The organism is Geminocystis herdmanii PCC 6308 (genome assembly GCF_000332235.1).
Lineage (GTDB): Bacteria > Cyanobacteriota > Cyanobacteriia > Cyanobacteriales > Cyanobacteriaceae > Geminocystis > Geminocystis herdmanii.
Genome location: NZ_CM001775.1, coordinates 2,625,936 through 2,650,307 on the forward strand (window position 1 = coordinate 2,625,936; position 24,372 = coordinate 2,650,307).

A 24,372-nucleotide genomic window follows, 5' to 3' on the forward strand; every position below is an offset into this window, starting at 1 on the left:
ATTAAAAATACTAATAAAATAGAACAAAGTAACTAATGATAATCAAACAAGTTATCTGTACCTTGCTTACTACGATTCTTTTCATCGTATCAAATTCGATGTATTGGACTCCTTCTGCCTTTGCGTTGTCTTCAGTAAATACATCTTTTCAAACTGATAAACTGGCATTTAACAATACAAAAGACGGTGTTTTAGAAATCACAGATATTGAAAATGAAGGTAAATCTGTTTTTAAGTCATCTGTTCTTCAAAAAGTAGGAAATTTGAAAAATTCTGTCCCCGATTTACATATTGTTGAAACAGCAACAGGATTGAAAAATAAAGTTTCCGACATCAATTTGGTAGAGAAGGCAACAAATTTGAAAAATTCTGTACCTGACTTACATATTGTAGAACAAACTCAAAAGTTAAAACAAGTTATTGCCGATATTGATCTTGAATTAAGTAGTAAAGAACTTCAAGATTTTTACGCTACAAATATTGTACAAAAAGGGGAAAATTTAAAAAATAATATTCCCAATCTTCACCTAAGCGAAAAAGCACAACAACTCAAAAAATCCATTTCTGATCAAGATTTATTAGCTCACGCAAATTCTATTAAACAGGCTCTATTATCTGTAGATATGAGTACACAATTAGGTCAATTCCGTAATTCATTATCAGACATTAATTTAGCAGGAAAATCCGATGCGATTAAAAACTTTGTTTCGGGTATTGATATTCCGATCGCTGCAAAAAAAGTTCTCTCGAATGTTTCTATGTTAAAGGCAACAGAAAAGTTTTTATCACTTACACCTGAAAATTTTTGTAACGCCTATAATAACTATGCCAATGGTGAAGATAAAACAGCTTGGATTTTGATTGAAAAAGGAGCGGTAACAGCTTTTACTGTTTTTCAAGCTATTTCCTCCGCTTCAGCAGTGGGTGCTGGACCATTAGCTGGATATGCAGGTATGGCTTCAGCCGTATCTCAACTAGGTATAGGTGGTCTTGTAACTTCTATGGCAGGATTTTTTGGTAGTAGTGCTACGGGAGCAGCCGCAACCGCAGTGGTAACTTCGGCAGTAGGCGGTCCGATTGTTATGGCTATTATTTTAGCTGGAGGTATCGCTGTTGTTAATATTGGCAAACACCAAGTAGCCAATTTTGCCTTTGATAAAATTAATAATTATGCTGGAGGTTTAAATGAATATGCTCAACAATATTGTCAATCTATGATTACATCTAATTAGAGTCTGGTATTTCTTTGCAAGGTAATGGTTTTCAACAAACAATAAACCGCCTTGCAAGAAATCAATAGCTAAAGCGATGCACTGTATCTCGACTACGCTCGATAACCGAGTTCAAGTATCTGCTAAAGCGACTTTAAAAAATACAATATAATTGATTTAGGTTAATCATACAATGATGTAATAGCTATCAATAAGAAAAAAATCATGATTGCTCAACTTGAAAAAACTTACTACTCAGTAGATGAATATTTGGAGTTAGAAGAAACTGCCGAATATAAAAGCGAATACCATGACGGGGAGATTATTGCCATGACAGGAGGTACAACTAATCATAATAAAATAGCGGGTAATTTGTATTTTCATTTTAAATCTGCTTTCAGGGGAAAAAGTTACGATATTTATATCAATGATGTGCGTCTTTCTATCCCCCTTGAGAGACGTTATACTTACCCTGATATTATGATTATCAAGGATCGAACCATATATGAAAGAGATAATAAAACAACCGTAACTAATCCCCTCGTAATTATCGAAGTTTTATCCAATTCAACACAAAATTATGATAAGGGAGAAAAATTTAAAAGCTATCGTTCGATCGAATCTTTTCAAGAATATATTTTAATAGATCAGTATAGTTTTTCTGTGGAACAGTTTATCAAAGAATCTGAAAATGAATGGAAATTTAAAGAGTATTTAGGGGAAAATCAGACATTAAAGTTAGGAAAAATTGATTTTGATATATCATTTGCGGATATTTATGAAGGAGTTATGTTTAATGAAAATATTTAGTTTTCCTATCTTCAAGTCTCCATGAAATTCTATGACAAAATGGTGTTGTTCGATGCCGAAGGCACGCTGCACACCCGAATCTTTTCAAGAATATATTTTATTCGATCGAGACAGTTTTGACCTAGAACAATTTATGGAGTAAATTTTAAAAATTCATCGATGAGAATTACTTCCCCTGTTACATTAGTTGGATCGATACTGGAATCTATAATAGTGGAATTACTAGGAGTAACGGGATTACTAGGAGTAACGGGATTAATTGGATTATTAGAGGTAACAGGTTTCGGAGTAACCGAATTAGTAGAGGTAACAGGAGTAACGGGATTAATTGGAGTAATCGGATTAGTCGAGGTAACGGGAGTAACTGGATTAATGGGTTTAACGGGATTAACCCTTGCAATACGCTGGGATTGATAGGGAAACAGAGATTGAAAACTAGATTTTCTGTCCACTTTCAATTCAGGAGTTTTATTCCACATACTACCATAGAAAAAGAAAGCAATTCCTAACTTTTCCCGTCGAACGGCTAAGGCTTTTTCTCTCACAAATTCTATGGGGGTTATACGATTAGTTAATCCTGTTAAAATAGCTATTCCTACAGGAATTTTTTGCCTTGCTTCCCTGATTTCTGGACGAGTAATTTCCCTTTGAAAAACAGCAAAATCCGATCGATATACTTGAATAATTAACTCATCAATTAAGTCTTTTCTTACCCAATCTAACCAATCTTGTAAAAATGAATTATAGGCAGGTTGGTAAGGATTCGGAGAAATAGACAGAATTTTATTGGGGTTTTGTGCCTTAATTTTTTGGTTAAGTTGTGCCACAAATTCTGTTAGCTTATTGGCGCGCCAACGCATCCATGCCGGATTGTTATGATCATTAGGAGGATCGAGCTTTGTTTCTTGTTTGTAAAGATTTTTAGTATAATTATCATAACCAAGGGTGACAGGTAAACACAAATGATCATCAAATTGAATACCGTCGATGTCATAGGTGTTAACAACTTCCATGACTAAATCCGTGATAAATTTTTGTACTTGTGGATGGAAGGGATTAAGCCAAACCACTTCTCCTGCCGCACTATAGGTTGTTTTTGTGCCATCTCGTGCTTGAGTTAGCCAATTAGGGTGTTTTAAAGCTAATTCTGAGGTAGGAGGCGCCATAAAACCAAACTCAAACCAAGGTAAGACTAACATTTTATGACGATGGGCTTCTTGTATCAATTCCTTTAATGGCTCTTGTCCTTGTAAACCTTTGTGTACAAAAGGTTGTATTCCTGCTTCTCTTGCCACTTTGCTAGGATAAAGGGCATAACCTGAATTCCACACTACGGGATAGATGGTATTAAAATGAATAGACGCTAAATTAGCCATGGCTTCTTTCATTTTTGGTCGATCGAGTAGTGTATCAGTATCACTGGTGGTTAACCACACCCCTCTAATTTCTGGAGTATTTTGAGAAAGAACAGGAATAGTATTTATTAGTAAGATACTAAAGTAAGAGGCAAGAAATAAAGATAAAAGTTTAAATAGACGCAAAGAAAACCGTTGACGGACAAAAAAACTGATCATTGTATAGATTATTCTCTATAGTTTAAGAGGTGAAGATTTGTTTTATTCTATCAAAATCTTCGTCTTTTTGCTTCGAGTATAACTTATACCTCAGTTCGATGCAAGAATATCCGACTGAGGCAGGTAACAGGTAACAGGTAACAGGTTTGATTTTCAGAAGATTATATTATTTAATTCAAAAATTTACTTCGACTTCGCTCAGTACAAGAAAAACAAAAAAATCAATTAAGATATATTTTTTATCAATTCTTTAACCCTTTCCGATACCTGACACCTGACACCTTTACACCACCGAAAATTTTATGGTTCACTCAGGTAACTGATGATCGAAAAGTCAGGGAATGTTATAGTAACTAAAGTAATTGCTCTTAATCTTAGTTATGAAATCTCGTTCTAGTTTATCAAAAATTGTGATTATCTCCCTAGGGGCTATTCTTGTGGTTGTCTTGAGTGTGGGTTTATTCTCAGGAAAGTATCCTAACTATATCAATAAAGGAGGGGTGAAAAATAACCCTCAAGGTATCGTATTTGTTCCCAAACGATCGCCCTTAATGGTATCTTTACTGATCAATCCTGATAAGTTGGGGGTGATAGCGAATCTATTACCTTCTAATGATGAACAAAAACGAGTTTTACGATCGATCGAACAGTTAAGAACAAAATTACTAACTCAAGCTCAAGTAGATTCCGAAGCCGATTTAAGTAGTTGGTTGGGAGAGGAAATAACTTTTGCGGTGACATCTTTGGATTACGATCGCAATCCTGATAATGGCATTAAATCAGGATATTTATTAGTCGTCAAAAACAAGTCGGCGGATTTGGCAAGGGAATTTTTACAGACTTATTATACAAAACAAGCGGTTTCCAATAGTGCACAATTGATTTTAGATGAGTATAAAGGAGTTAAGTTAGTTTATCAGCAACCTTTAACCGCAGAGACAGAAATTAAACAGGTAGCGGCGGCAGTGGTTGGGGATTTTGTTTTATTTGCCAATGATATACAGGTATTAAAAGAAGCGCTTAATAATGCTCAGGCGATCGATCTTAATTTAGCTCATGATTTAGCATACCAGAGTTCGATCGAATCCTTACCCCAAGAAAAAGTTAGCATCGCCTATTTTAATTTACCCTCCACTTCTGCATGGATAACCAATCAAGGAGAAGTCAGCAATCCGCAACCCCAAAGTTTAACTCTATCTTTAGCCTTAAATCCTCAAGGATTAGTGACTCATAGTCGTCTATTTGGTATGTCAGAAGCACAAAATCAATCGCCGAAGTTAACCACACCTCCCCAAACCTTAGCCTATATTCCTGATAACAGTATTTTTACGGTGGCAGGAGTTGATTTGCAAAGATTTTGGCAAGACATTCAGACTGGATTAAATAACAATAACCCCTTACCCCAATTATTGAGTAATGGTATTCATCCTTTAGAAGAATCCTTAGCCATTGATTTTGCTGAAGATATTTTTCCTCAAGTTACGGGAGAATATGGTTTATCTCTCTCCATTAACAAACAAACCCAAGATTTAGACTGGTTATTCGTCAACGCTAATACTTTAACTGATAAACTTGATAACCTTGCCAAAGAAAGAGGGTTAAGTGTTGGCACATTACCCTTAGAGGATAAGACTATCACTGCATGGACAAAATTAGTCACCACTTCTGATAATAATTTTTCTCGTCTGGAAGCCCAAGTAAAAGGAGTCTATACTCAAGAGGAATCCTACGAAATTTTAACTAATTCTGTTAATGTGTTGAGTGGTATTTTAAGCAATCCTACTAATAATTTACTAGAATCTGAGGAGTTTCGATCGAGCATTAGCGCTTTACCCACAGAAAATGACGGTTATTTATATCTCCAGTGGCAACCCTTAAAACCTTACCTTGTGAAAAAATTTCCCATCGTCAAAATTGCCGAATTAGGATTTAAACCATTATTCGATAACTTGCAATCCTTAACCATCACCAGTGAAGGAGTAGAAAATGGTATGCAAAAAGGCACAATTTTCTTTAACCTCAGTTCGAGATAAAATTTAGACTAAATCGATAAAATAATATTAATATTTGACTAAAAATTATCATAAATTGATTTTTTAGATTTATTTACTAAATTTAATCAAGGTTTTAAAGCATTTTCTTCCCCATGCTACCCCTCTTATCTTCATCATTATTATGGTTCACTCAGGTGATTAGGGTGTTAGGTTAAACAGTGAAAAATCAATTTTTACACCTAACTCCTAACACCGTGATTACTTAGTCGTCGATCGAGCTAAAATCATCAGAGTCATCACTAGCAGTCTCAAAACTGACATTATTAATCTCTAACTCAGCCTTAACTTTTTGTTCAATCTCATTAGCAATCTCCAGATTTTCCTCTAAATATTTCACCGCATTATCACGCCCTTGGGCAATATTATCACCGTTGTAGCTATACCATGCCCCCTTGCGAGTAACAGTATTCGTTTTTTCTGCCAAATCTAACAAACAACCAATTTGAGAAATACCAGAGCCAAAAATAATATCAAATTCCGCAATGCGAAAAGGAGGCGCAACTTTATTTTTTGCCACCTTCACTTTTGCCCTAATACCGTATTCCCCTTCCGTACCCTTTTTCAAAGTTTGTATGCGACGAATATCTAATCTCACAGAAGCATAAAATTTTAAAGCAGTACCTCCAGTTGTTACTTCAGGACTACCGTAACTAATACCGATTTTTTGTCGTAACTGATTTAAGAAAATAACCGTAGAGCCAGATTTACCAATATTTCCTGCCACTTTTCTTAAGGCTTTACTCATCAAACGAGCTTGTAAACCTACCTGCATATCTCCCATTTCCCCCTCAATTTCGGCACGGGGTACTAAAGCCGCTACAGAGTCAATCACCACAATATCCACCGCCGAACTGCGTACTAATTGATCTACAATCTCTAAAGCAGATTCACCGTTATCAGGTTGGGCTACCAATAAATTATCAATATCCACCCCTAAAGCCGCCGAGTAAGTAGGGTCTAAAGCGTGTTCTGCATCTACGAAAGCCGCAATACCTCCAGCTTTTTGAACTTCGGCGATAGCATGGAGTGCTAGAGTTGTTTTACCCGAACTTTCTGGTCCATAAATTTCAATAATACGTCCTTTAGGTAAACCACCACCCAGAGCAAGATCAAGAGTTAAAGCACCGCTAGAAATCGTCTCTATTTTCATTTTGGAGGCATCCCCAAGACGCATGATTGAGCCTTTACCAAAATTGCGTTCGATTTGAGTTAAAACGACATTTAACGCCTTTTCTTTATCAGATTTATCAGAGTTTTGAGCCATTGTACCAGTAGCCATAAGCTGATTTTATTTAACTTTGTTAATAATAATGGTAATTTAATATCTATGTCAGAAATCTTTAACTTTTAGTACATAGGTATTAATATATTAACTTATTTTTGAGAAAATTGGGGAAAGTTTTACAAAAAGTTAAAAATATATTGAGAATACTTGGGGAGAATAAGGGAGAGGGGAGAAAATTTTGAAAATGACTCAAAACCCTCCTGAATTTAGAAAAAATTTATAGATTATGAGTTAAGCTATCTAGCACAATTCCCGTACACAATAGCATCATATAGAGAATTGAGTATTTAAACATTGATTTAGCTACCTGTTTATCTTCAGGATTTTTGTATAATCGCCATGCTTTAACTGTAAATAAACTACCTAAAATTAAGGCAAATAATAGATAAATTAGTCCTAAACTATGTAATGGATAAATAAATACTAAACTAAAAACTACGGTAATTAAAGTATAAATCCAAATTTGTTTTACGGTTTCTTGAGTTCCTTCTACTACAGGTAACATGGGTACTCCTACTTCGGCATAGTCATCGGAAATCATTAAGGCTAACGCCCAAAAATGGGGAGGTGTCCATAAAAATATTAAGGTAAAAATAGCCCAAGCACTCCAGCTTAAATCTCCTGTAACGGCTGCCCAACCGACAAGGGGCGGAATTGCTCCCGCAGCACCGCCAATGACGATATTTTGGGTGGTGTGACGTTTTAGCCAGTGGGTGTAAATCAGCATATAAAAGATAATGCCCATCATTGCTAATAATGCGGAAAGTAGATTAACCCAAATGGCAAGGAGAGAAAAAGACATAATTCCTAAAACGATACCAAAAATAATGGCATGGCTCGATCGAACTTTTCCTGATGGAATAGGACGACTTCGGGTTCGTTTCATGTCATAATCAATATCTTGATCATAAACACAGTTAAATGTTTGAGCAGAGGCGGCGGCTAGAGTGCCTCCTAAAAGGGTTACAATAAGTAAGAAAGCGTCAACATGACCTTCTCCTGCCATAAACATCGAGGCGGCGGTGGTAATTAAGAGTAAGGGAATAATGCGAGGTTTGGTTAATAAATAGTAACTTTGAATTACTTGTCCAAAATTTTCGTTGCGAGAAAGACTTGATCCGATCATGATGTTAGTTAATAGTTAATGGTAGTGAGTGAATCATTGTCAATTCACTATTTTTGGTAAATTTTCAATTCTATCGGCTTTGGTTAGGCAGACTTTGGCGGTAATATGGGAGATACGATCGAATCTTTACGAGCGAAAATAGTAAAGGTGATCAGAGTGCCAAAAAGAACTGCTCCCATGGTATGATGGGCGATCGTTAAAGGTTCTACTTGTAAATGTAGATAAAATGTAGCTACACCGAGTAAAATTTGACTGAAGAGAATCAGACCGATATATTGGGTTAAATTTCTCAGTTTTTCGCTTAAAGCTGGAGTACGCCATGAGAAAAAAATCAGTACCAAACAACTGATAGTTGCTGGAAAAACCCCAATAATGTGACTATTCATGACAAAACAGAGTTGATTTCCCCCAAAACATTGATGTAAAGCCCATTGAGAAGCCACTAAACCCCCTAACAAACATTGAATATAAACGAGGATTGTAGCAACAAAACTAATGAGGGTTAAATTACCGACGGTATCATTGCCTTGATATTCACTCAGGTTACTGCCGATAACAATTAACGTACCAAAAAAGAATAAAGCAGTAGCTAAATGGGCGGTAACAAGATCAAATCTCAGTAGTTGGGTAACGGTAAGTGCGCCTAAAATTCCTTGAAAGATAATTAATCCTAAAGCAAAAGTACATCCCCACGGCAACCATGACGGTAATTTTGTTCTATACCACCACGACAATACTACCAGTACGATCGTGCTTAAACCGATTAAAGAAGCATCAAGACGATGAAACCACTCTAAAAAGACTTGTAAATTCATTTCTTGAGTGGGGATGACTTTACCATAACATAAAGGCCAGTCGGGACAAGCTAACCCAGCATTCATTACTCTTGTAGCGGCTCCGATCGCCATTAAGACTAAAGTTGCTATGGCAATTTTCCAGACTAACCACCTAATCCATCTAATAGGCACAGAAGCTATAGAGGATGATGAATAAGAAGAATAGAGAATTGATTCTGTCATATCTTAAAAATGCTATTGAAGTTATCTTATTGTCGATCTTAACTCAGGATTAATTTTCTGGAACGCTTAATTTCGATCGAACTAACGTACTTAATTACCTGAGTGAACAATAAAATTTTTTGTGCTGTAAAGGTGTCAGGTGTCAGGTATCGGAAAGGGTTAAAGAATTGACAAAAAATATATCCTAATTGATTTTTTTATCTTCAATTCTTTGATCGAATTATATAATCTTCTGAAAATTACACCTGCAACCTGCAACCTGAAACCTGCCCTTATCAAACATTCTTGCATCGAACTGAGGTAACACTCTATCGATAAATACTTTTTCAGCAAACTGTAATTATTTCATTGCCTGTTTTTTCTCGGCTTTTAAATCCCGTTTGGTGGAGGCTTCGATTTCCGCATCGAGGAGGGTTTTTCCTGTGGCGGCTAAATAAACATCGTCTAAACTAGGGCGAGATTGACTGATACTAAACATGGATAAGTTAATTTCTGTCAGGGTTTGCTCTATTTGACTAATGGGATTACTATTGGGGGTGACAATTAAATTAAGGGAGTTTCCTTGCACTTCGTTGATGATAATATTTTCGACAAAAGGCAGTTGAGATAATTTTTCTTTCGCCGTTTGGGCTTCTTCTAGGGTAGTAAATTCTTTAATCTTCAGGGTAACACGATCGCCTCCTAATCGATCTTTTAAACTGCTGGGGCTACCTTCGGCAATGACTTCACCTTGATCTATAATAGCCAATCGATCGCACAGTGCGTCTATTTCTTCGAGGTAATGACTGGTGATTAATACTGTTGTACCCGCAAGTTTGAGTTGACGCAGGAAATCCCACACAATCATTCTACTCTCGATGTCTAAACCGACAGAAGGCTCATCTAATACTAACACTTGGGGTTGATGGAGTAAACCAGCGGCTAAATCAAGGCGTTTGCGAATCCCCCCTGAATATGTGCCTGTCTGTCGATCGCCATATTCTTGTAACCCTAACACTGTCAATAACTGTTCGATTCTATTTTTGGAGAAAGAGGAGGGTAAATGATAGAGGGAGGCTTGGAGTTGTAACAATTCCCTACCTGTCAAAATTTTGTCGATCGCAACTTCTTGCGCTACATACCCCAATTTTTGCCGTACTTGTTTAGGTTGAGTAATAGCAGAAACTCCATCAATGATGATATTACCAGAATCAGCTTGAGCGAGGGTAGTCAAGCAACGGATAGTAGTAGTTTTTCCAGCTCCATTTGGTCCTAATAATCCGAATATTTCCCCGTTTTTGATGGAAAATGAGATATTTTTCAGGGCTTTTACTGTACCATAACTCTTTTGTAAATTTTGAATAGTAACGATATCACTCATTTTATCAATAACTTATAATAAATACTTAAAAACAATAGCATTGAATAATATTAATGATTAATATTCGTTAACCATCAATTTGTTCATAGCATCTAACTAAAATGTTAATCTGAAAATGGATTAAGTTATTATTTGAAGATAATATTATGTTTGAATCTTGTTTAATTTGTACCGATGATAAAGACGGTTTACAAAGATTTGTTTCTTTTGTCGATGCTTTGGCAGATAGTGGTTTAACGGAGATTACCTTTTTACATAATGTGCCTTTGTGGGATGAAGGTCAAGTGCCTAGGGTAGATAATGAAAAAATCGCTTTAATGACGGAAAAATTTAATAGTAGTTTAAAACCGTCCGATCGAGTTAAGGTGAATATAGAGATAACATCGGGATTAGTCACCGAAAATATTTCTAAGGCAGTTAAAAAATATCAACCAGAATGTTTAATTTTGGGTACTTCGTTGCGTGGTATAACTGAAGATCGTATTTTTGGTTCAACAACCATGAGTGTTATCGAAAAAATCAACATTCCCATCATGATTTTGCGCCCTCAACTGATTTCTGTCTATACTTCTGAGGAGTTAGATTTACGTTGTCGTCATTTGAATCGTTGTTGGTTAGTACCTTGTTATGATGTGGACAAAGCTCGTTATCTAATCAATCAACTGAAAACTTGTGTCACAGGAAAATGCTCAACTATTCCTCATAAATATATCATTCTAGCAGTCATTGACGATGTTTCTCGATCGGAAATTCTAGTACAAAATAGAATTAAGGAAGTGGAGACAAAGTTAAATGAAGTCAAAGAGGAATTACAATCCCTTGGCTTAGAAGTGGAAGTGATGGTGAAAATCGGTAATCCCATTTTAGAAACCCTTGATGTGGCTTTGACAGAAGATATAAGCGCTATTGCGGTGACGGACGATCGAGAATATGGTTTACTAGATTGGACAATCCCTAGTTTTACCCAAAAAGTTTTACACCGTAGTTGGTTTCCTGTCGTCTTTTTTCCTTTCACTAAATAAAAATACAAAGTAATAAAACTTTGCATCTTTGCCACATGAGCGTGAAACTCTAGGATAATTATTTAACCCAACCTAATATTAATAATTAATTTTGAGGGCTTTTTTTGTCCTGATAAAATACTAATAGTAACGGGTTGGGCATCTAAATAAAAATTATAATTAATTAGTTTATTTTTGCCATAATTAACAGCATAAGCAGGAAAATTAGCAGGACTAACACTAAGTCTTAATGCTGTCTTTTTCTTAATTTTTATGCAGGTTGATTGCAATTTAAACTTAATCGGTTTTTCGGGATCATGATTGGTAATTTTGATATATCCTTGACTAAAATTATACACTTTTCCATCCTGAAAAACATTAGATAAAGTTGCAGATAAATCAAAACTTTCTGCGTCACTTTCGGCATAAATTTCTAATTCTATATCTCCAATTATCTTTAAATCTTCTTTTAAAAAATCGCTTGTATAAGTAACAATATCACTGCGATTATCTAATTCTCCTCGATTAAGACTACCACTTAAAATGCTACTATGTCCTCCTAGACTTGGACTCGATCGCCAAAAATCGTGAATAATAATATCTTCATTATTTCCTTTATTAATATTAGTTAATTTTCCATCATCATCTCTGATATTGGCTAATCCTGTACTGTTTAAATAAAATTCTATAGTGTTTTTATTATTAAACTTTTTCTTATTAATCCATTTATTACTACCTATTTGAAATAATTTAACATTTTTAAAAAATAAATTACTACTTTCATCTCCTTTTAAATATTTATTAAACCATGCTATTTGCAACTCATTAATATTATTATTCGCTTTAGTTGTATAATATCGATCGAGCAGAGTATTTCCCCAAGGAAGATGCGCCCAAGCACCGATAATTAAACTTTGTTGAAAATCACTTTTTTTACTCATTTCTCCATATAAATTAAGAGTACCTCGTAAATAAGTATCAAACCAACCACCAATATGAAGCATAGGTAAATCAACATCATTAAAATAGGTTTTAGGGGATAATTTATGCCAATATTCATCATTTCGATCGTGCTTTAACCATTGAAAATAAAAATTACTAGGACAATATTTTCTTAAGGCTTCTTCGATAATAATAGGTAAATCATAAATAGGTAAATTACGACTAGCTAAATAGAGAATTTTATAAGCAGACAAATCTTGTTTTAATCGTGCAGTTTCCGCCGATAATTGTATCGCCCATGCCAAATTTAATTGATAACAAAAAGCATCATTTTCATACGCCCAATCAGTATATAAATCATAGGCAATCATAGCAGGGCAAATAGTTTTTAAGGCTGGATGTTGACTAATGGCGCAATATAATTGAGTCATGCCTTGATAAGAAAAACCATACATTCCCACCTCACCAGTGCTTCCCTGAAGATTAGCAACCCATTCAAGGGTGTCGTAACCGTCTTCAATTTCCGTTTCAAATAACAAAAATTCTCCTTCCGACTCTCCTCTTCCCCTCACATCTTGAATCACCACGATATAACCCTGTTTAGCGTACCATTTTGGATGCGCATATACCACTGTTGAAGCGATCGATTTTCCGTAGGGTTGGCGCATTAGTAACACAGGAAATTGTTGATTATCCGTCACAGGGCGATAAATGTCACTAGCTAATTTCACTCCGTCACGGGTAGCCATGAAAACCGTTTCTTTGTTTATTTGATACATAAGTTTATTTTCAATTTCAGATTATTATTTCACACAAAAATATGAGAAGATAAAGATTTATAATAATTCCTAATTTTGTTAAAATCAAGGAGTGATACGATCGCATATTTTCTCAAAAACGATAGTCAAATTTTTAGCTTTAACAATAATCAAAACCTAAATAGATTTTATATTAACAAAAGAATAAAACAAATTAACAACTATGAATCCTATCACTTTATCTCAAAATAATTTAACAGAAATGGTTAAAATTTCTCAACAATTAGACTTATCTATTAATCAATTATTAGAACAAATTAATCTAGGGCAATTAACCATTGTTAAAACAGAAGAATTAGAAGATTTAATAGACTTTCGGGATGCAATTTTAGCTGAATCAGATCCAGAAAATCAAGAAAGAGTGTCATGGGAAAAAGTCAAGCATAATTTAGGCTTATAAATCAATGTTAGAGTATAAAATTGAGTTTTTAAAGAAAGCCGAAAAAGAACTTTCAAAATTACCTTTTAATATTCAAAAACAAATTGCTAATCGTCTTGAATCTTTAAAATCTAATCCATTTCCATCTGATGTTAAACAATTAAAAAACAGCAATGGAATATTAAGAATAAGAATTAATGATTATCGCATTCTTTACCGCCTTGAAAATGATGTATTAGTTATTCTTATTATAAAAATTGCTCATCGCAGTAAAGTTTATCGAGATTTATGATCTTCATAATGGCTAAATACAAGTCACAAAGTAGGGTGGGCATTGCCCACCAATCACCAGCAATAAATCTTAAAATCATTCTCCAAAATTATGATTAATAGAACTAAAATCAGGAATTTTTGCTTTATTTTGATCACAAATACAAGCCCATTGAGAAGAATAAACTCCTTTTTTTACCCATAAATTAAAACTAGAATATTGCCAAAAATGAGGACAAGAAACGAAATGATGTTTAACAGGATTATAGTGAATATAGTTTAAATGTTGTTCAAAATCTTCCTCATTTCTAATATGATGATCCCAAAATCTTCTTTGCCAAATACTACTTTCTCTATGCTTTTTTCTCGATCGAGAAACCTCTTGAATAACATTATTTTCCTGTTTAAAAGACTTCGTGAATAGTGCTTTTAATCTTCCGATTCTTTTAGAAAAATCGCCATTATTAGGCGGTAATTGCCATAAAAAATGAAGATGATCTGGTAAAATTACAGCACCTAATATATCAAAAGGCATCTCTGATTTGACGATCGCAGTTGCCTTCCGCAATAAGTCAATATTCTTTTCATCCTTAAAAATTAGTTGACGATTATAAGTGACGATCGTTAAAAATATAATACTCCCTTCTCGGTAAAAACGGCGATATTCAGACATATTATTTGAGATTCATTGTGGGGTTTTGGTGGGCAATGCCCACCCTACAATTTTTATTTAACTTTTATTGTCTAACAAAAAATCGACTTGTCATTGCAATAAATCCAGCACTAACACCGATAAAACCATTTTCAGGTACTAATGGTAAGATTAAGGCTAAAGTCAACTGAGTAAAAACTCCAGCTACTACAGCGATAACAATACCTTCCATAATTGCTTTTTTGTCCATATCAGCAAAAATTTTATTAGATTAAAAAGTCAAAAATTTTATTCATCCGATCGTATAACATAAAAAATATTTTGTAGGGTGGGCATTGGCCACAAATATCTAAGATGATTGTCAATGTACGGTAAAATATAGCTTACATCGCATTTATCATAATTTCTATATTAATGTCCACCTTAACTACTAAAAATATTAACTTTCCTTTAACTGCCGTTATCGGGCAACAAGCCATTAAAACAGCTTTACTACTCGCCGCCGTTGATCCTCGTCTTGGGGGAGTGGCGATCGCATATTTTCTCAAAGACGATTAGTTAAGTAGCATGAAAAAACATCCAAATAAAGAAATACAAAAAGTTATTGATTATGCTATTGCTAAAGGTTGGGAATTAGTTGAAACGGGAAATTCTGCTCACGCTTGGGGGAGGCTAAAATGCCATTATAAAACTAGAGAAGGCTGTCAAGTTTCAATTTGGTCAACTCCTCGTAATGCTGTTAATCATGCAAAGCATATTAAACGTACAATAGATAAATGTCCTCATTAAAAATTATCATAAAAATCTTATGAATACTTATAATTTCACTTTGATACTTTCTGAATCTAGTCAACAAATTGACAATTTAGAAGATTTACTATTTGAGGCAGGATGTGATGATGCGACTTTATCATTTTCTAATGGTATTACTTATTTAGAGTTCGATCGAGTAGTGCCGTTTCATGATCGAGATGGTGATCAATTTTTCACAGTTTTAAATAGTGCTATTAAACAAGTAGAAAGTATTAATAATATATCTGTTATTAAACATATAACTCATGAGGATTTAGTTACAAAATAACGATCATTTGATTTTGTTTGATTCAAGCTGATTTACTTTAAATTTCTCTTGACATCATTATTGCATAAGCAATGTACGGTAAAATATAGCTTACATCGCATTTATCATAATTCCTATATTAATGTCCACCTTAACTACTAAAAATATTAACTTTCCTTTAACTGCCGTTATCGGGCAACAAGCCATTAAAACAGCTTTACTACTCGCCGCCGTTGATCCTCGTCTTGGGGGAGTGGCGATCGCAGGGAAACGGGGAACAGCTAAATCCGTCATGGCTAGGGGGATTCATGCCCTATTACCACCGATCGAAGTAATCAAAGATAATCGCTTTAATTGTGAGCCTCAAAACTCCGAAGATTGGGATACGGATACATGGCAACAATACGCAGATACAGCACCCGATCGAATCCCTACGGAAGTAATCAAAGCTCCTTTTGTACAAATACCTTTAGGCGTTACCGAAGACAGGCTTTTAGGTTCGGTGGATGTGGAGCAATCCGTGCAAAGAGGTGAACCCATATTTCAACCCGGACTATTGGCACAAGCCCATCGTGGGGTTTTATATATCGATGAAATCAATTTGTTAGATGATCAAATCGCCAACCAACTTTTAACCGTCTTGACAGAGGGCAAAAATCAGATTGAACGGGAGGGCATCAGTTTTGCGCATCCATGCAAACCTTTACTCATTGCAACCTATAACCCCGAAGAAGGCGCATTACGAGAACATTTGCTCGATCGAATTGCCATCGCCCTTAGTGCTGATGGTGTATTAGCGTTAGATGAAAGAGTCCAAGCGGTGGATCAAGTTATCGATTATGCCTCTTCGCCCGTGAAATTCCTTGAACAGTATGACGAAGACATGGATGCTCTCAAAACCGAGATTATCTTGGCTAGAGAATGGCTCAAAGAGGTGAAAATCACCCCCGAACAAATTAAATACCTTGTGGAAGAAGCCCTCAGAGGTGGTGTGGAAGGGCATCGTGCCGAGATTTTTGCCGTCAGAGTCGCTATGGCGGCGGCGGCATTGGAAGGGCGCAATAACGTCAGTGCCGATGATTTACGCAAAGCCGTGGAATTGGTGATTGTGCCTCGATCGACCATCATGCAAACGCCTCCTGATGACCAAATGCAACCTCCTCCTCCTCCCCCACCACCACAACCCCAAGATCAAGGGGAGGAAGAAGGGGAAGAAGAAAACGAGGAGGAAACCGAAGAAGATAACAAAGAGGATGACAACCAAGAACAGAATGAAACTCCCCAAATTCCAGAGGAGTTCGTTTTTGATATTGAAGGGGTGATTTTAGATCCCAGTGTGTTGTATTTTGCCCAACAGATGCAAAGACAGGGTAAATCTGGCTCTCGTAATATGATTTTCAGTGACGATCGAGGACGCTATATTAAGCCCATGTTACCGAGGGGGAAAGTAAGACGTATCGCCGTTGATGCCACTTTGAGGGCGGCTGCACCCTACCAAAAAAGTCGCAGGGAACGCAATCCTAATCGCCGTGTCATCGTAGAACAGGGAGATTTGAGGTCAAAACGCCTTGCAAGGAAAGCAGGGGCTTTAATCGTCTTTGTGGTGGATGCTTCGGGATCGATGGCGCTTAATCGGATGCAGTCGGCAAAGGGTGCGGTAATGCGGTTATTAACGGAAGCCTACGAAAATCGAGATCAAGTTGCCTTAATTCCCTTCCGAGGTGAACAGGCAGACGTATTATTACCTCCTACTCGTTCCATTACTTTAGCTCGTACCCGTTTGGAAACCCTGCCCTGCGGTGGTGGTTCGCCTTTATCCCATGCCTTAACTCAGGCGGTTCATGTGGGGGTAAATGCGCAGATGTCGGGGGATATTGGACAGGTGGTAATTGTAGCCATTACAGACGGACGGGGTAATATTCCTTTAGCTCGATCGTTGGGTGAAACTCTTGAGGAAGGGGAAAAACCCGATATTAAGGCGGAATTATTGGATATTGCGACAAAAATCCGTGCTATGGGCATGAAATTGTTAGTTATCGATACGGAGAAGAAGTTTGTTTCTACGGGCTTCGGTAAGGAGTTGGCAAAACAAGCAGGAGGTACTTACTATCAGTTACCCAAGGCTACAGATCAGGCTATTGCGAATATGGCAAAGGGTGCGATCGCTGACTTGAAGTAAGAGAACACCAAACAAAAAATGCTCCAATCGTAATTAAAGATTTGTAAATTTATATCATTAACCGCCTTGCAATAAATTGACAAGGCTTATAGCTTAAATCTGCTAAAGCGATTATTGACTTATAAATGGATCATTATTTTTATGGATAACTCTAAGATTAATTTGGGTTGGTATTGGGTTTCATTCTTCAACCCACTTTTAGCTTTCTACTAGCCCAAAAATTATTAAGTTAATTAGACATCTCCAGTAATTTGTAAAAATGAGGCTTAAATGCTTATTCTAGCGTTTTAAAATCATAATTTTTGGAGAAGTCTATATATCTATCTCGAAAATTATTAAGAAATATGTCTAATATATAGGACGATAATATCATCAATATTATGATTAGAAATATTAATAAAAATTTGACCACTTATTCCACTTTTAAAAATATTTAACAATTTATGATAATACTACGGGGCGAACTTGAAGTGGTTGGTGAGGGTGTGGTTGACCTGAAGGGGAGATACAACGAGATTTCCATTCTGCGAATGGGAGGAAAAACTTTTCGTAATATATATATATATATCAAGATATTTCAACTTTCCTAAGGCCAGGTGAGATTAGTGAACTCTATTTAAGTCGGTACTTCTTCTTCAAATATATGGTTCTTGGGTTACGTCTGAAAAATGGTTTAAAAGAGACTATGACACTGGGTACACTTTTGTTTAACGTAATCGTTAATGCTATTGGTGCCTTGTCTGTTGGTATATTTGCCGGACTATTCTCTTTCCTTTTGCCTAATACTTTCCAATTTTTTCCAATTTTTGCTATTTTTATGTTTGCAATTATTGGTACTACCATCTTATTGTCCGTTGGTGGAATAGTAGGTGCTATTAGATTGTTCTTGGATTACTTACAGGTGAAAGCACTTTAATATGACAAAACGTATAACAAGTGGACGTATATCAACGGAAGTCTGTTGAGTTATTTTCGTCAACCGACTAAATCGGATATACTTACTGTAAGACTTTTAGAGCAAGTTGCTTAGTAAGTTCGATCGTTCTTATGAATTGATGTTGATATGGTTGAGGGTTCGATCGTTTCTATGAGGTAATGTTGATTGGTTAAGGGGTTCGATCGTTTCTATGAGGTAATGTTGATATGGTTAAAGGTTCGATCGTTCTTATAAAGTAATGTTTATGTGGTTAAGGGTTCGATCGTACTTATCGAGTAATGTTGATTGGTTGAGGGTTCGATCGTCTTTGGGGGGGAGTTCGATCGTACTTATGAAGTAATATTGATTTGGTTGAGGAGGTTCGATCGTTTGGTGGGGGGAGTTCGATCGTACTTATGATCTGAGGATACTAAAGTTATTTCATTCTTATTCATAATAAAATGATAAAAAATCTTCCCTAGAAATATTCGCCTGAGTACAAATACTTCTGAGTGTCGATGCTTTAATTTTTTTGTGATTGGGTAGGGTTAATGGTGTTGTTGTACCATTTTCATTTTTCCTAATCATGGCAATATGTTCTCTTTCTCTAACAATCTTAAAACCTAATTTTTCCAATGTTTTAATAACTTTACTTTTTGGTGCGTCAATGGGAAACTTTGCCATCTAAAAACTTGCCTCCACAATTGAAGCATCTAAAATAGGCGATTCTGTCTCTAAAACAGAGATGCCAAAAGTTTCGATATGAAAATTAAGAGCCGATTTAGCATCATTAAGCGCTTCTTCACTGGTTTCTCCCTCTCCCACGACAACCCCTTGAATACCTAAAGGATAAGCAATATAGCCATCATCATGCTTTTCAACTATAAATTTAATATTTTTCATAGGACATTATTAATTATTAATAATATTTAACCAATTGGCTCTAACTAATTCCCTATTATATTCTGTTTCATTGGAAAGAGAAAAAATGATATTGATGTGATTGGAGGTTTGATCGTGCTTATGATGTAAGGTTAATTTGGTTAAGGAGGTTTGATCGTGCTTATAAAGTAATGTTGATTGGTTGAGGGTTCGATCGAGCTTATAAGGTAATGTTGGTATGGTTGAGGGTTCGATCGTGCTTATAAAGTAATGTTGATTGGTTGAGGGTTCGATCGTACTTATAGAGTAATGTTGATTGGTTGAGGGTTCGATCGTGCTTATGAGGTAATGTTGATGTGGTTAAAGGGTTCGATCGTGCTTATGAGGTAATGTTGATGTGGTTAAAGGGTTCGATCGTGCTTATGAGGTAATGTTGATGTGGTTAAAGGGTTCGATCGTACTTATGGAGTAATATTGAGATAGTTAAAGGTTCGATCGTGCTGATGAGATATAATAAAATAATGAAAATAATTGGGAGTGAAGTATAATGCAGATTCCTAATTTCGATCTCGCCATCATTGAAAAATCTAAAATAGTAGATTATTTATTGAATATCAATCACAAAAGGGGAGGTTCAAAAGCAAAAATGTTGCTTAATTATGGTTATTCTCCTGAAAATTGGCAACAATTAGAGTCAGATATTCGCAAGTTTCATCTCAATGCAGAAGTTTCTATAATCAAAGAAACATCCTATGGCATAAGATACGAAATAATATCAGAAATACTTACTCCTATTCACAAGCCCTTATTGATGAAAAGTGTATGGCAAATTGACAAAGGTACAGAAATTCCTCGATTAATTACGATGATTCCTGAATAAAAATTGGAGGTTTTAAATAGTATGAATTTTGCTCTTTATTCTGATGTAATTTTATTAAAAGATATAGTCGAAGATGGTTTATTTGCAGGTGATATTGGGACAGTGGTAGATATACATAATGTTAGTGGTTTAGAAACTGGTTACAGTGTAGAATTTTTTGATTTGTTAGGAAATACAAGAGCGGTTGTGACGCTACCTATGAGTTATTTTCGTCAACCGACTAAATCAGATATACCGACTGTAAGACTTTTAGCTGAGGTTGCTTAGTAATGTTGATGTGGTTGAAGGTTCGATCGTTCTTAGGTCGTAAGATTAATCAGAGATTTTTAAAACTCCTTGCTTATAATAGAATAAAGTATATTCACATTGATAATTTTATGGTAAATACATTATTAACAACAAACTTAAAAAACATTTATGAAACTGATGAGCATTGCTGGTTAGAAGAAACAATAAAATTATTACGGGAGAAACGTTTTAATGAGTTAGATTTAGAAAATTTAATTGAGGAGTTAGAAAGTTTGGCACGTCGAGATAAATCAAAAGTAGCAAGTTTAACAGAACAAATTATTAGACATCTTTTGTTATTGCAATATTGGACAATAGAATTTGAGGATAATTCTAATCACTGGAAAACAGAAGTAATTGGTTTTCGTTCTCAAATTAAACGGGATTTAACAACCAATTTAAGTAATTATTTGACAGAAAACTTAGAGTCAATTTATCAAGATGCTTTAAGATTTGTTAAACAAAAGACTAAATATTCTGTAAAATTTCCCGATACTTGCCCTTATACTTTAGAACAAATTTTAGACCAAAATTATTTAATTTAATCTTAATTACCAAAGATCAGAGCTTGTATTGTATAAGGTGGCAGAAAGTGTGATCCTAGGGGGAATGTGTAGGGTTCGATCGTTCTTTTGAAGTAATGTTGATATGGTTGAGGGTTCGATCTTGCTTCTGAAATAATATTGATATGGTTGAAGGTTCGATCGTGCTTAGGTCATAATGTTGATGTGGTTGAAGGGTTCGGGCGTCTGGTGGGGGGAAGGTTCGATCGAACTTTTTGCCGTAAAATTAATTTAGTTTAATACCTTTTCTATCAACTATGAGACAAATAATTTTCTATCGTACATCTTCGGGGAATTGTCCTATAGAAGATTTTTTGGATTCTCTTTCGGCAAAACAAGCTCAAAAAGTTATTTGGGTGTTAAAATTGGTTACGGAATTAGAATCGATACCCATTAAGTATTTTAAAAAGTTAGTAAATACTGATAATATTTGGGAAATTAGAATACAATTAGATAATAATATTTTTCGTTTATTAGGATTTTTTCAAGACAATAATTTAATTATTCTTACTAATGGTTTTATCAAGAAAACCCAAAAAACACCATCTCAAGAAATTAAACTAGCAGAAAACAGAAAAAAAGATTATCTAAAAAGGAGTAAAATTAATGAATGATTTAGATAAATATATTAATAAAAGAATAATAACAGATCCAGAATTTGCAGAAGGATTTGATTCTGGATATGCAAAATTTAAACTAGGTTATATGTTGGCGAAAACTAGGGAAGAATCAGGAATTTCACAAGAGGAATTAGCACAAAAATTAAATTTAAGTCAGTTAATTATTAATCAAATAGAAAATGATTTACAAGATATTAGTATGTCTATTTTAGAAAAATATGCCCAAATTTTAGGGAAAGAATTAGTTATTCAACTAAAATAAAATATAGCTAAAGGTTCGATCGTGCTTCTGACATAATGTTGATGTGGTTAAGGGTTCGATCGTTGTTATCTCATTATTGTTCGTAATAAGACGATAAAAAATCTTCCCTAGAAATACTAGCCTGATTACAAATACTTCTGAGTGTCGATGCTTTAATTTTCTTGTGATTGGGTAGGGTTAATGGTGTTGTTGTACCATTTTCATTTTCCCTAATCATCGCAATATGTTCTCTTTCTCTAACAATCTTAAAACCTAATTTTTCCAATGTTTTAATAATTTTACTTTTTGGTGCGTCGATGGGAAACTTTGCCATCTAAAAAGTTGCCTCCACAATTGAAGCATCTAAAACAGGTGATTCTGTCTCTAAAACCGATATACCAAAAGTTTCGATATGAAAATTAAGAGCCGATTTAGCGTCATTGAGGGCTTCTTCATTGGTTTCTCCCTCTCCCACTACAACCCCTTGAATACCTAAAGGATAAGCAATATATCCATCATCATGCTTTTCAACTATAAATTTAATATTTTTCATAGTACATTATTAATTATTAATAATATTTAACCAATTGGCTCTAACTAATTCCCTATTATATTCTGTTTCATTGGAAAGAGAAAAAATGATATTGATGTGGTTGGAGGTTCGATCGTACCTGATAAGGTATAATTGAATAGATTTAATATATATTTAGAACAATAATTTTTAATTATGATTAACAAAACGATAGATTTATCAGAAGCAAAAATCAAAGAATTATTAAAAGAAGTTTTGATCGAACTGATGGAAACAAAAAAAGATGATTTTCATGAGCTTTTTTTAGAGGTTATAGAAGAAATTGGTTTAAAAAATGCTATTCAAGAAGGAAGAAAAAATGATTTTGTTGCTGAAGAAGATATATTTTTATTGTTAGAAAATAATTAGAGATGAAAGTCAAATTTGAATCAGCTTTTGCTAAAGATTTACAAAAAATCAAAGATAGAAAACTGTCTGAACAAATAAAATCTGTGATATTAGAATGTAAAAAAGCAGAATTATTCAATCAAGTTAAAAATGTAAAAAAACTAACAGGATATAATAATTTCTACCGTATCAAAATCAGAGATTATAGAATAGGTTTAGAGATACAAGAAGATACAATTATTTTCACCAGATTTCTTCATCGCAAAGATATTTATAAATACTTTCCATAACTACTTAATTGTTCTAATTTAGATGAGTTCGATCGTGCTTAGGTCGTAATGTTTATGTGGTTGACGGTTCGATCGAGCTGATGAAGTAATGTTGATATGGTTAAGGGTTCGATCGTTGAAGGAGGATGTAGGGTTCGATCGCTAAAATAAGTTAATATAGAGACAAAATAATCAAGATAAATCATAATGATTGTTAAAGCAATATTAGAATGGGATGAAGAAGCACAATCTTATTCAGCTACTTGTCCTGAATTAAACTATATTTCTTCCTGTGGAGATACCAAAGAAGAAGCTATCGAAAACCTAAAAGATGCAATTCAATTACTTTTAGAACCAATACCCGAAATTTCATCTAATACTGATATTCATAATCGTATCGAAATTTTAGTTTAAAAAACTATCAAAAATTTCTTCTAAATCTCCTCATTTAACATCCAAAGAAATCATTAAGCAACTAAAAAAGAACGGTTTTATTGAAATTTCGCAAACGGTTTCTCATCTAAAATTATTCAATTATATTACGCAAAGAACAGCTATTGTACCTATTCATCAAGGAAAAATAATTCCTATTGGCACATTAAAAGCCATTGAAAAACAGTCAGGTATTAAATTTTATTGAGATAGTTAAGAGAGTGCGATCGTTCTTATAAAGTAATGTTGATGTGGTTAAAGGTTCGATCGTTTTTTGGGGAAGGGTGCGATGCCTAAGGCACAGCGTAGGTGACCGTGCTTGATAAGGTATAATCAATGAATCAATTAATTAGTCAACAACATAAAAGAAAATGCCAGTTATTTCGAGATTTTATGGAATAATTATCAAAATGTTCTTTTTGGATCATAATCCGCCTCATTTTCATGCTATTTATGGTGAATATAATGCCTTGATTAATATTAATACTTTAGAAATAATTGAAGGAGATTTACCAAAAAAGGCACAATCTTTGGTTTTAGAGTGGGCAAAAATGTATCAAAAAGATTTAATAGAAATATGGAATAGTCAAGATTTTAAAAAATTGCCTCCATTAGAATAAAT

34 protein-coding genes are annotated in these 24,372 nt (G+C 34.6%); 21 read left to right on the top strand and 13 right to left on the bottom strand.

The genetic code is table 11. The features are described 5' to 3' along the window. Nucleotides 1–98 precede the first annotated feature (98 nt). Together SYN6308_RS13065 and SYN6308_RS13070 are read left to right on the top strand one after the other, a co-directional pair. Nucleotides 99–1,232, top strand: a complete 1,134-nt coding sequence (locus tag SYN6308_RS13065; RefSeq protein ID WP_017294895.1) for a hypothetical protein — start codon at nucleotides 99–101, stop codon at nucleotides 1,230–1,232. A 204-nt stretch (nucleotides 1,233–1,436) separates the two neighbouring features. Further along, a complete protein-coding gene (locus tag SYN6308_RS13070; RefSeq protein WP_017294896.1) occupies nucleotides 1,437–2,021 on the top strand; it encodes a Uma2 family endonuclease in 585 nt (194 codons plus the stop codon). A gap of 131 nt (nucleotides 2,022–2,152) precedes the next feature. On the opposite strand, the gene SYN6308_RS13075 is transcribed toward SYN6308_RS13070, so the two are convergent. Next, nucleotides 2,153–3,595, bottom strand: coding sequence for a family 10 glycosylhydrolase (locus SYN6308_RS13075; protein WP_017294897.1), 1,443 nt, complete (start codon nucleotides 3,593–3,595; stop codon nucleotides 2,153–2,155). A 380-nt stretch (nucleotides 3,596–3,975) separates the two neighbouring features. On the opposite strand from SYN6308_RS13075, the gene SYN6308_RS13080 reads away from it, so the two are divergent. Beyond that, nucleotides 3,976–5,628 carry a DUF3352 domain-containing protein gene (locus SYN6308_RS13080; RefSeq protein ID WP_017294898.1) on the top strand — a complete coding sequence of 551 codons (1,653 nt, stop codon included), beginning with the start codon at nucleotides 3,976–3,978 and terminating at the stop codon, nucleotides 5,626–5,628. A 223-nt stretch (nucleotides 5,629–5,851) separates the two neighbouring features. Here SYN6308_RS13080 and recA read toward each other — a convergent pair whose 3' ends face one another. From recA to SYN6308_RS13100, 4 genes are all read right to left on the bottom strand, one after another. Next, a complete protein-coding gene (gene recA / locus SYN6308_RS13085; RefSeq protein ID WP_026102060.1) occupies nucleotides 5,852–6,913 on the bottom strand; it encodes a recombinase RecA in 1,062 nt (353 codons plus the stop codon). A gap of 238 nt (nucleotides 6,914–7,151) precedes the next feature. Continuing rightward, nucleotides 7,152–8,060: a heme o synthase gene (locus SYN6308_RS13090; protein WP_017294900.1), complete on the bottom strand. Its 909-nt coding sequence runs from the start codon at nucleotides 8,058–8,060 to the stop codon at nucleotides 7,152–7,154. An 83-nt stretch (nucleotides 8,061–8,143) separates the two neighbouring features. Next, nucleotides 8,144–9,079, bottom strand: coding sequence for a COX15/CtaA family protein (locus SYN6308_RS13095; protein ID WP_017294901.1), 936 nt, complete (start codon nucleotides 9,077–9,079; stop codon nucleotides 8,144–8,146). 340 nt (nucleotides 9,080–9,419) lie between these two features. Then, complete coding sequence (locus SYN6308_RS13100) at nucleotides 9,420–10,439, bottom strand: daunorubicin resistance protein DrrA family ABC transporter ATP-binding protein (RefSeq protein ID WP_017294902.1); 1,020 nt, start codon at nucleotides 10,437–10,439, stop codon at nucleotides 9,420–9,422. A gap of 146 nt (nucleotides 10,440–10,585) precedes the next feature. On the opposite strand from SYN6308_RS13100, the gene SYN6308_RS13105 reads away from it, so the two are divergent. Beyond that, complete coding sequence (locus SYN6308_RS13105; RefSeq protein ID WP_017294903.1) at nucleotides 10,586–11,461, top strand: universal stress protein; 876 nt, start codon at nucleotides 10,586–10,588, stop codon at nucleotides 11,459–11,461. 62 nt (nucleotides 11,462–11,523) lie between these two features. Here SYN6308_RS13105 and SYN6308_RS13110 read toward each other — a convergent pair whose 3' ends face one another. Continuing rightward, complete coding sequence (locus SYN6308_RS13110) at nucleotides 11,524–13,161, bottom strand: CocE/NonD family hydrolase (protein WP_026102061.1); 1,638 nt, start codon at nucleotides 13,159–13,161, stop codon at nucleotides 11,524–11,526. A gap of 202 nt (nucleotides 13,162–13,363) precedes the next feature. Between SYN6308_RS13110 and SYN6308_RS13115 the strand changes: the two genes are divergently transcribed. Together SYN6308_RS13115 and SYN6308_RS13120 are read left to right on the top strand one after the other, a co-directional pair. Further along, a complete protein-coding gene (locus SYN6308_RS13115) occupies nucleotides 13,364–13,600 on the top strand; it encodes a hypothetical protein (RefSeq protein WP_017294905.1) in 237 nt (78 codons plus the stop codon). Nucleotides 13,601–13,604: 4 nt separating this feature from the next. Next, nucleotides 13,605–13,871, top strand: a complete 267-nt coding sequence (locus SYN6308_RS13120) for a type II toxin-antitoxin system RelE family toxin (RefSeq protein ID WP_017294906.1) — start codon at nucleotides 13,605–13,607, stop codon at nucleotides 13,869–13,871. Nucleotides 13,872–13,946: 75 nt separating this feature from the next. On the opposite strand, the gene SYN6308_RS13125 is transcribed toward SYN6308_RS13120, so the two are convergent. Further along, nucleotides 13,947–14,522, bottom strand: coding sequence for an REP-associated tyrosine transposase (locus SYN6308_RS13125; protein ID WP_017294907.1), 576 nt, complete (start codon nucleotides 14,520–14,522; stop codon nucleotides 13,947–13,949). 64 nt (nucleotides 14,523–14,586) lie between these two features. Further along, nucleotides 14,587–14,751, bottom strand: coding sequence for a hypothetical protein (locus SYN6308_RS24905; protein ID WP_017294908.1), 165 nt, complete (start codon nucleotides 14,749–14,751; stop codon nucleotides 14,587–14,589). A gap of 164 nt (nucleotides 14,752–14,915) precedes the next feature. Between SYN6308_RS24905 and SYN6308_RS24910 the strand changes: the two genes are divergently transcribed. The 5 genes from SYN6308_RS24910 to SYN6308_RS13155 all read left to right on the top strand — a co-directional run bounded on the left by SYN6308_RS24910 (nucleotide 14,916) and on the right by SYN6308_RS13155 (nucleotide 18,656). Next, nucleotides 14,916–15,059: a hypothetical protein gene (locus SYN6308_RS24910; RefSeq protein WP_017294909.1), complete on the top strand. Its 144-nt coding sequence runs from the start codon at nucleotides 14,916–14,918 to the stop codon at nucleotides 15,057–15,059. A gap of 9 nt (nucleotides 15,060–15,068) precedes the next feature. Continuing rightward, nucleotides 15,069–15,290, top strand: a complete 222-nt coding sequence (locus SYN6308_RS13140) for a hypothetical protein (RefSeq protein ID WP_017294910.1) — start codon at nucleotides 15,069–15,071, stop codon at nucleotides 15,288–15,290. Between the two features lie 19 nt (nucleotides 15,291–15,309). After that, nucleotides 15,310–15,582: a hypothetical protein gene (locus tag SYN6308_RS22440; RefSeq protein WP_017294911.1), complete on the top strand. Its 273-nt coding sequence runs from the start codon at nucleotides 15,310–15,312 to the stop codon at nucleotides 15,580–15,582. Between the two features lie 121 nt (nucleotides 15,583–15,703). Beyond that, complete coding sequence (gene bchD, locus SYN6308_RS13150) at nucleotides 15,704–17,740, top strand: magnesium chelatase ATPase subunit D (RefSeq protein WP_017294912.1); 2,037 nt, start codon at nucleotides 15,704–15,706, stop codon at nucleotides 17,738–17,740. Nucleotides 17,741–18,383: 643 nt separating this feature from the next. Continuing rightward, nucleotides 18,384–18,656, top strand: coding sequence for a hypothetical protein (locus SYN6308_RS13155; RefSeq protein WP_017294913.1), 273 nt, complete (start codon nucleotides 18,384–18,386; stop codon nucleotides 18,654–18,656). A 447-nt stretch (nucleotides 18,657–19,103) separates the two neighbouring features. Here SYN6308_RS13155 and SYN6308_RS13160 read toward each other — a convergent pair whose 3' ends face one another. Beyond that, nucleotides 19,104–19,340 (bottom strand): type II toxin-antitoxin system HicA family toxin, encoded by a 237-nt coding sequence (locus SYN6308_RS13160; protein WP_017294914.1) that lies wholly within the window; start codon nucleotides 19,338–19,340, stop codon nucleotides 19,104–19,106. Next, on the bottom strand, nucleotides 19,341–19,559 hold the full coding sequence (locus SYN6308_RS13165; protein ID WP_017294915.1) for a type II toxin-antitoxin system HicB family antitoxin: 219 nt from the start codon (nucleotides 19,557–19,559) through the stop codon (nucleotides 19,341–19,343). It abuts the gene before it with no gap. 526 nt (nucleotides 19,560–20,085) lie between these two features. On the opposite strand from SYN6308_RS13165, the gene SYN6308_RS13170 reads away from it, so the two are divergent. The 5 genes from SYN6308_RS13170 (at nucleotide 20,086) to SYN6308_RS13190 (ending at nucleotide 22,151) form a co-directional block, all read left to right on the top strand. Beyond that, complete coding sequence (locus SYN6308_RS13170; RefSeq protein WP_017294916.1) at nucleotides 20,086–20,418, top strand: DUF6883 domain-containing protein; 333 nt, start codon at nucleotides 20,086–20,088, stop codon at nucleotides 20,416–20,418. Nucleotides 20,419–20,439: 21 nt separating this feature from the next. Further along, a complete protein-coding gene (locus SYN6308_RS13175) occupies nucleotides 20,440–20,685 on the top strand; it encodes a DUF4926 domain-containing protein (protein WP_015220813.1) in 246 nt (81 codons plus the stop codon). 110 nt (nucleotides 20,686–20,795) lie between these two features. Continuing rightward, nucleotides 20,796–21,251 (top strand): DUF29 domain-containing protein, encoded by a 456-nt coding sequence (locus SYN6308_RS13180; protein WP_017294917.1) that lies wholly within the window; start codon nucleotides 20,796–20,798, stop codon nucleotides 21,249–21,251. 275 nt (nucleotides 21,252–21,526) lie between these two features. Beyond that, nucleotides 21,527–21,883, top strand: a complete 357-nt coding sequence (locus tag SYN6308_RS13185) for a type II toxin-antitoxin system RelE/ParE family toxin (RefSeq protein WP_017294918.1) — start codon at nucleotides 21,527–21,529, stop codon at nucleotides 21,881–21,883. Continuing rightward, the gene (locus SYN6308_RS13190) at nucleotides 21,876–22,151 is read left to right on the top strand and encodes a helix-turn-helix domain-containing protein (protein WP_017294919.1); all 276 of its coding nucleotides are present in this window, start codon (nucleotides 21,876–21,878) and stop codon (nucleotides 22,149–22,151) included. Before SYN6308_RS13185 ends, SYN6308_RS13190 begins: the two co-directional genes overlap by 8 nt. A 73-nt stretch (nucleotides 22,152–22,224) precedes the next feature. Here SYN6308_RS13190 and SYN6308_RS13195 read toward each other — a convergent pair whose 3' ends face one another. Next, nucleotides 22,225–22,464, bottom strand: a complete 240-nt coding sequence (locus SYN6308_RS13195; RefSeq protein WP_017294920.1) for a type II toxin-antitoxin system HicA family toxin — start codon at nucleotides 22,462–22,464, stop codon at nucleotides 22,225–22,227. Then, complete coding sequence (locus SYN6308_RS13200; protein WP_017294921.1) at nucleotides 22,465–22,683, bottom strand: type II toxin-antitoxin system HicB family antitoxin; 219 nt, start codon at nucleotides 22,681–22,683, stop codon at nucleotides 22,465–22,467. A 174-nt stretch (nucleotides 22,684–22,857) separates the two neighbouring features. Here SYN6308_RS13200 and SYN6308_RS13205 point away from each other — a divergent pair, with 174 nt between their 5' ends. Continuing rightward, on the top strand, nucleotides 22,858–23,070 hold the full coding sequence (locus tag SYN6308_RS13205) for a hypothetical protein (RefSeq protein WP_017294922.1): 213 nt from the start codon (nucleotides 22,858–22,860) through the stop codon (nucleotides 23,068–23,070). A 2-nt stretch (nucleotides 23,071–23,072) separates the two neighbouring features. Further along, a complete protein-coding gene (locus tag SYN6308_RS13210) occupies nucleotides 23,073–23,339 on the top strand; it encodes a type II toxin-antitoxin system RelE family toxin (RefSeq protein ID WP_017294923.1) in 267 nt (88 codons plus the stop codon). 38 nt (nucleotides 23,340–23,377) lie between these two features. Here SYN6308_RS13210 and SYN6308_RS24915 read toward each other — a convergent pair whose 3' ends face one another. Next, nucleotides 23,378–23,524 (bottom strand): hypothetical protein, encoded by a 147-nt coding sequence (locus SYN6308_RS24915; RefSeq protein ID WP_158412756.1) that lies wholly within the window; start codon nucleotides 23,522–23,524, stop codon nucleotides 23,378–23,380. 1 nt (nucleotide 23,525) lies between these two features. Here SYN6308_RS24915 and SYN6308_RS13215 point away from each other — a divergent pair, with 1 nt between their 5' ends. The 3 genes from SYN6308_RS13215 to SYN6308_RS13220 all read left to right on the top strand — a co-directional run bounded on the left by SYN6308_RS13215 (nucleotide 23,526) and on the right by SYN6308_RS13220 (nucleotide 24,370). Further along, complete coding sequence (locus SYN6308_RS13215) at nucleotides 23,526–23,732, top strand: type II toxin-antitoxin system HicB family antitoxin (protein ID WP_017294924.1); 207 nt, start codon at nucleotides 23,526–23,528, stop codon at nucleotides 23,730–23,732. A gap of 52 nt (nucleotides 23,733–23,784) precedes the next feature. Next, entirely contained in the window at nucleotides 23,785–23,958 is a 174-nt protein-coding gene (locus tag SYN6308_RS23955; RefSeq protein WP_272943063.1) for a type II toxin-antitoxin system HicA family toxin, read from the top strand. Between the two features lie 163 nt (nucleotides 23,959–24,121). Further along, complete coding sequence (locus SYN6308_RS13220; protein ID WP_026102063.1) at nucleotides 24,122–24,370, top strand: DUF4160 domain-containing protein; 249 nt, start codon at nucleotides 24,122–24,124, stop codon at nucleotides 24,368–24,370. The last annotated feature ends 2 nt before the right edge of the window (nucleotides 24,371–24,372 follow it).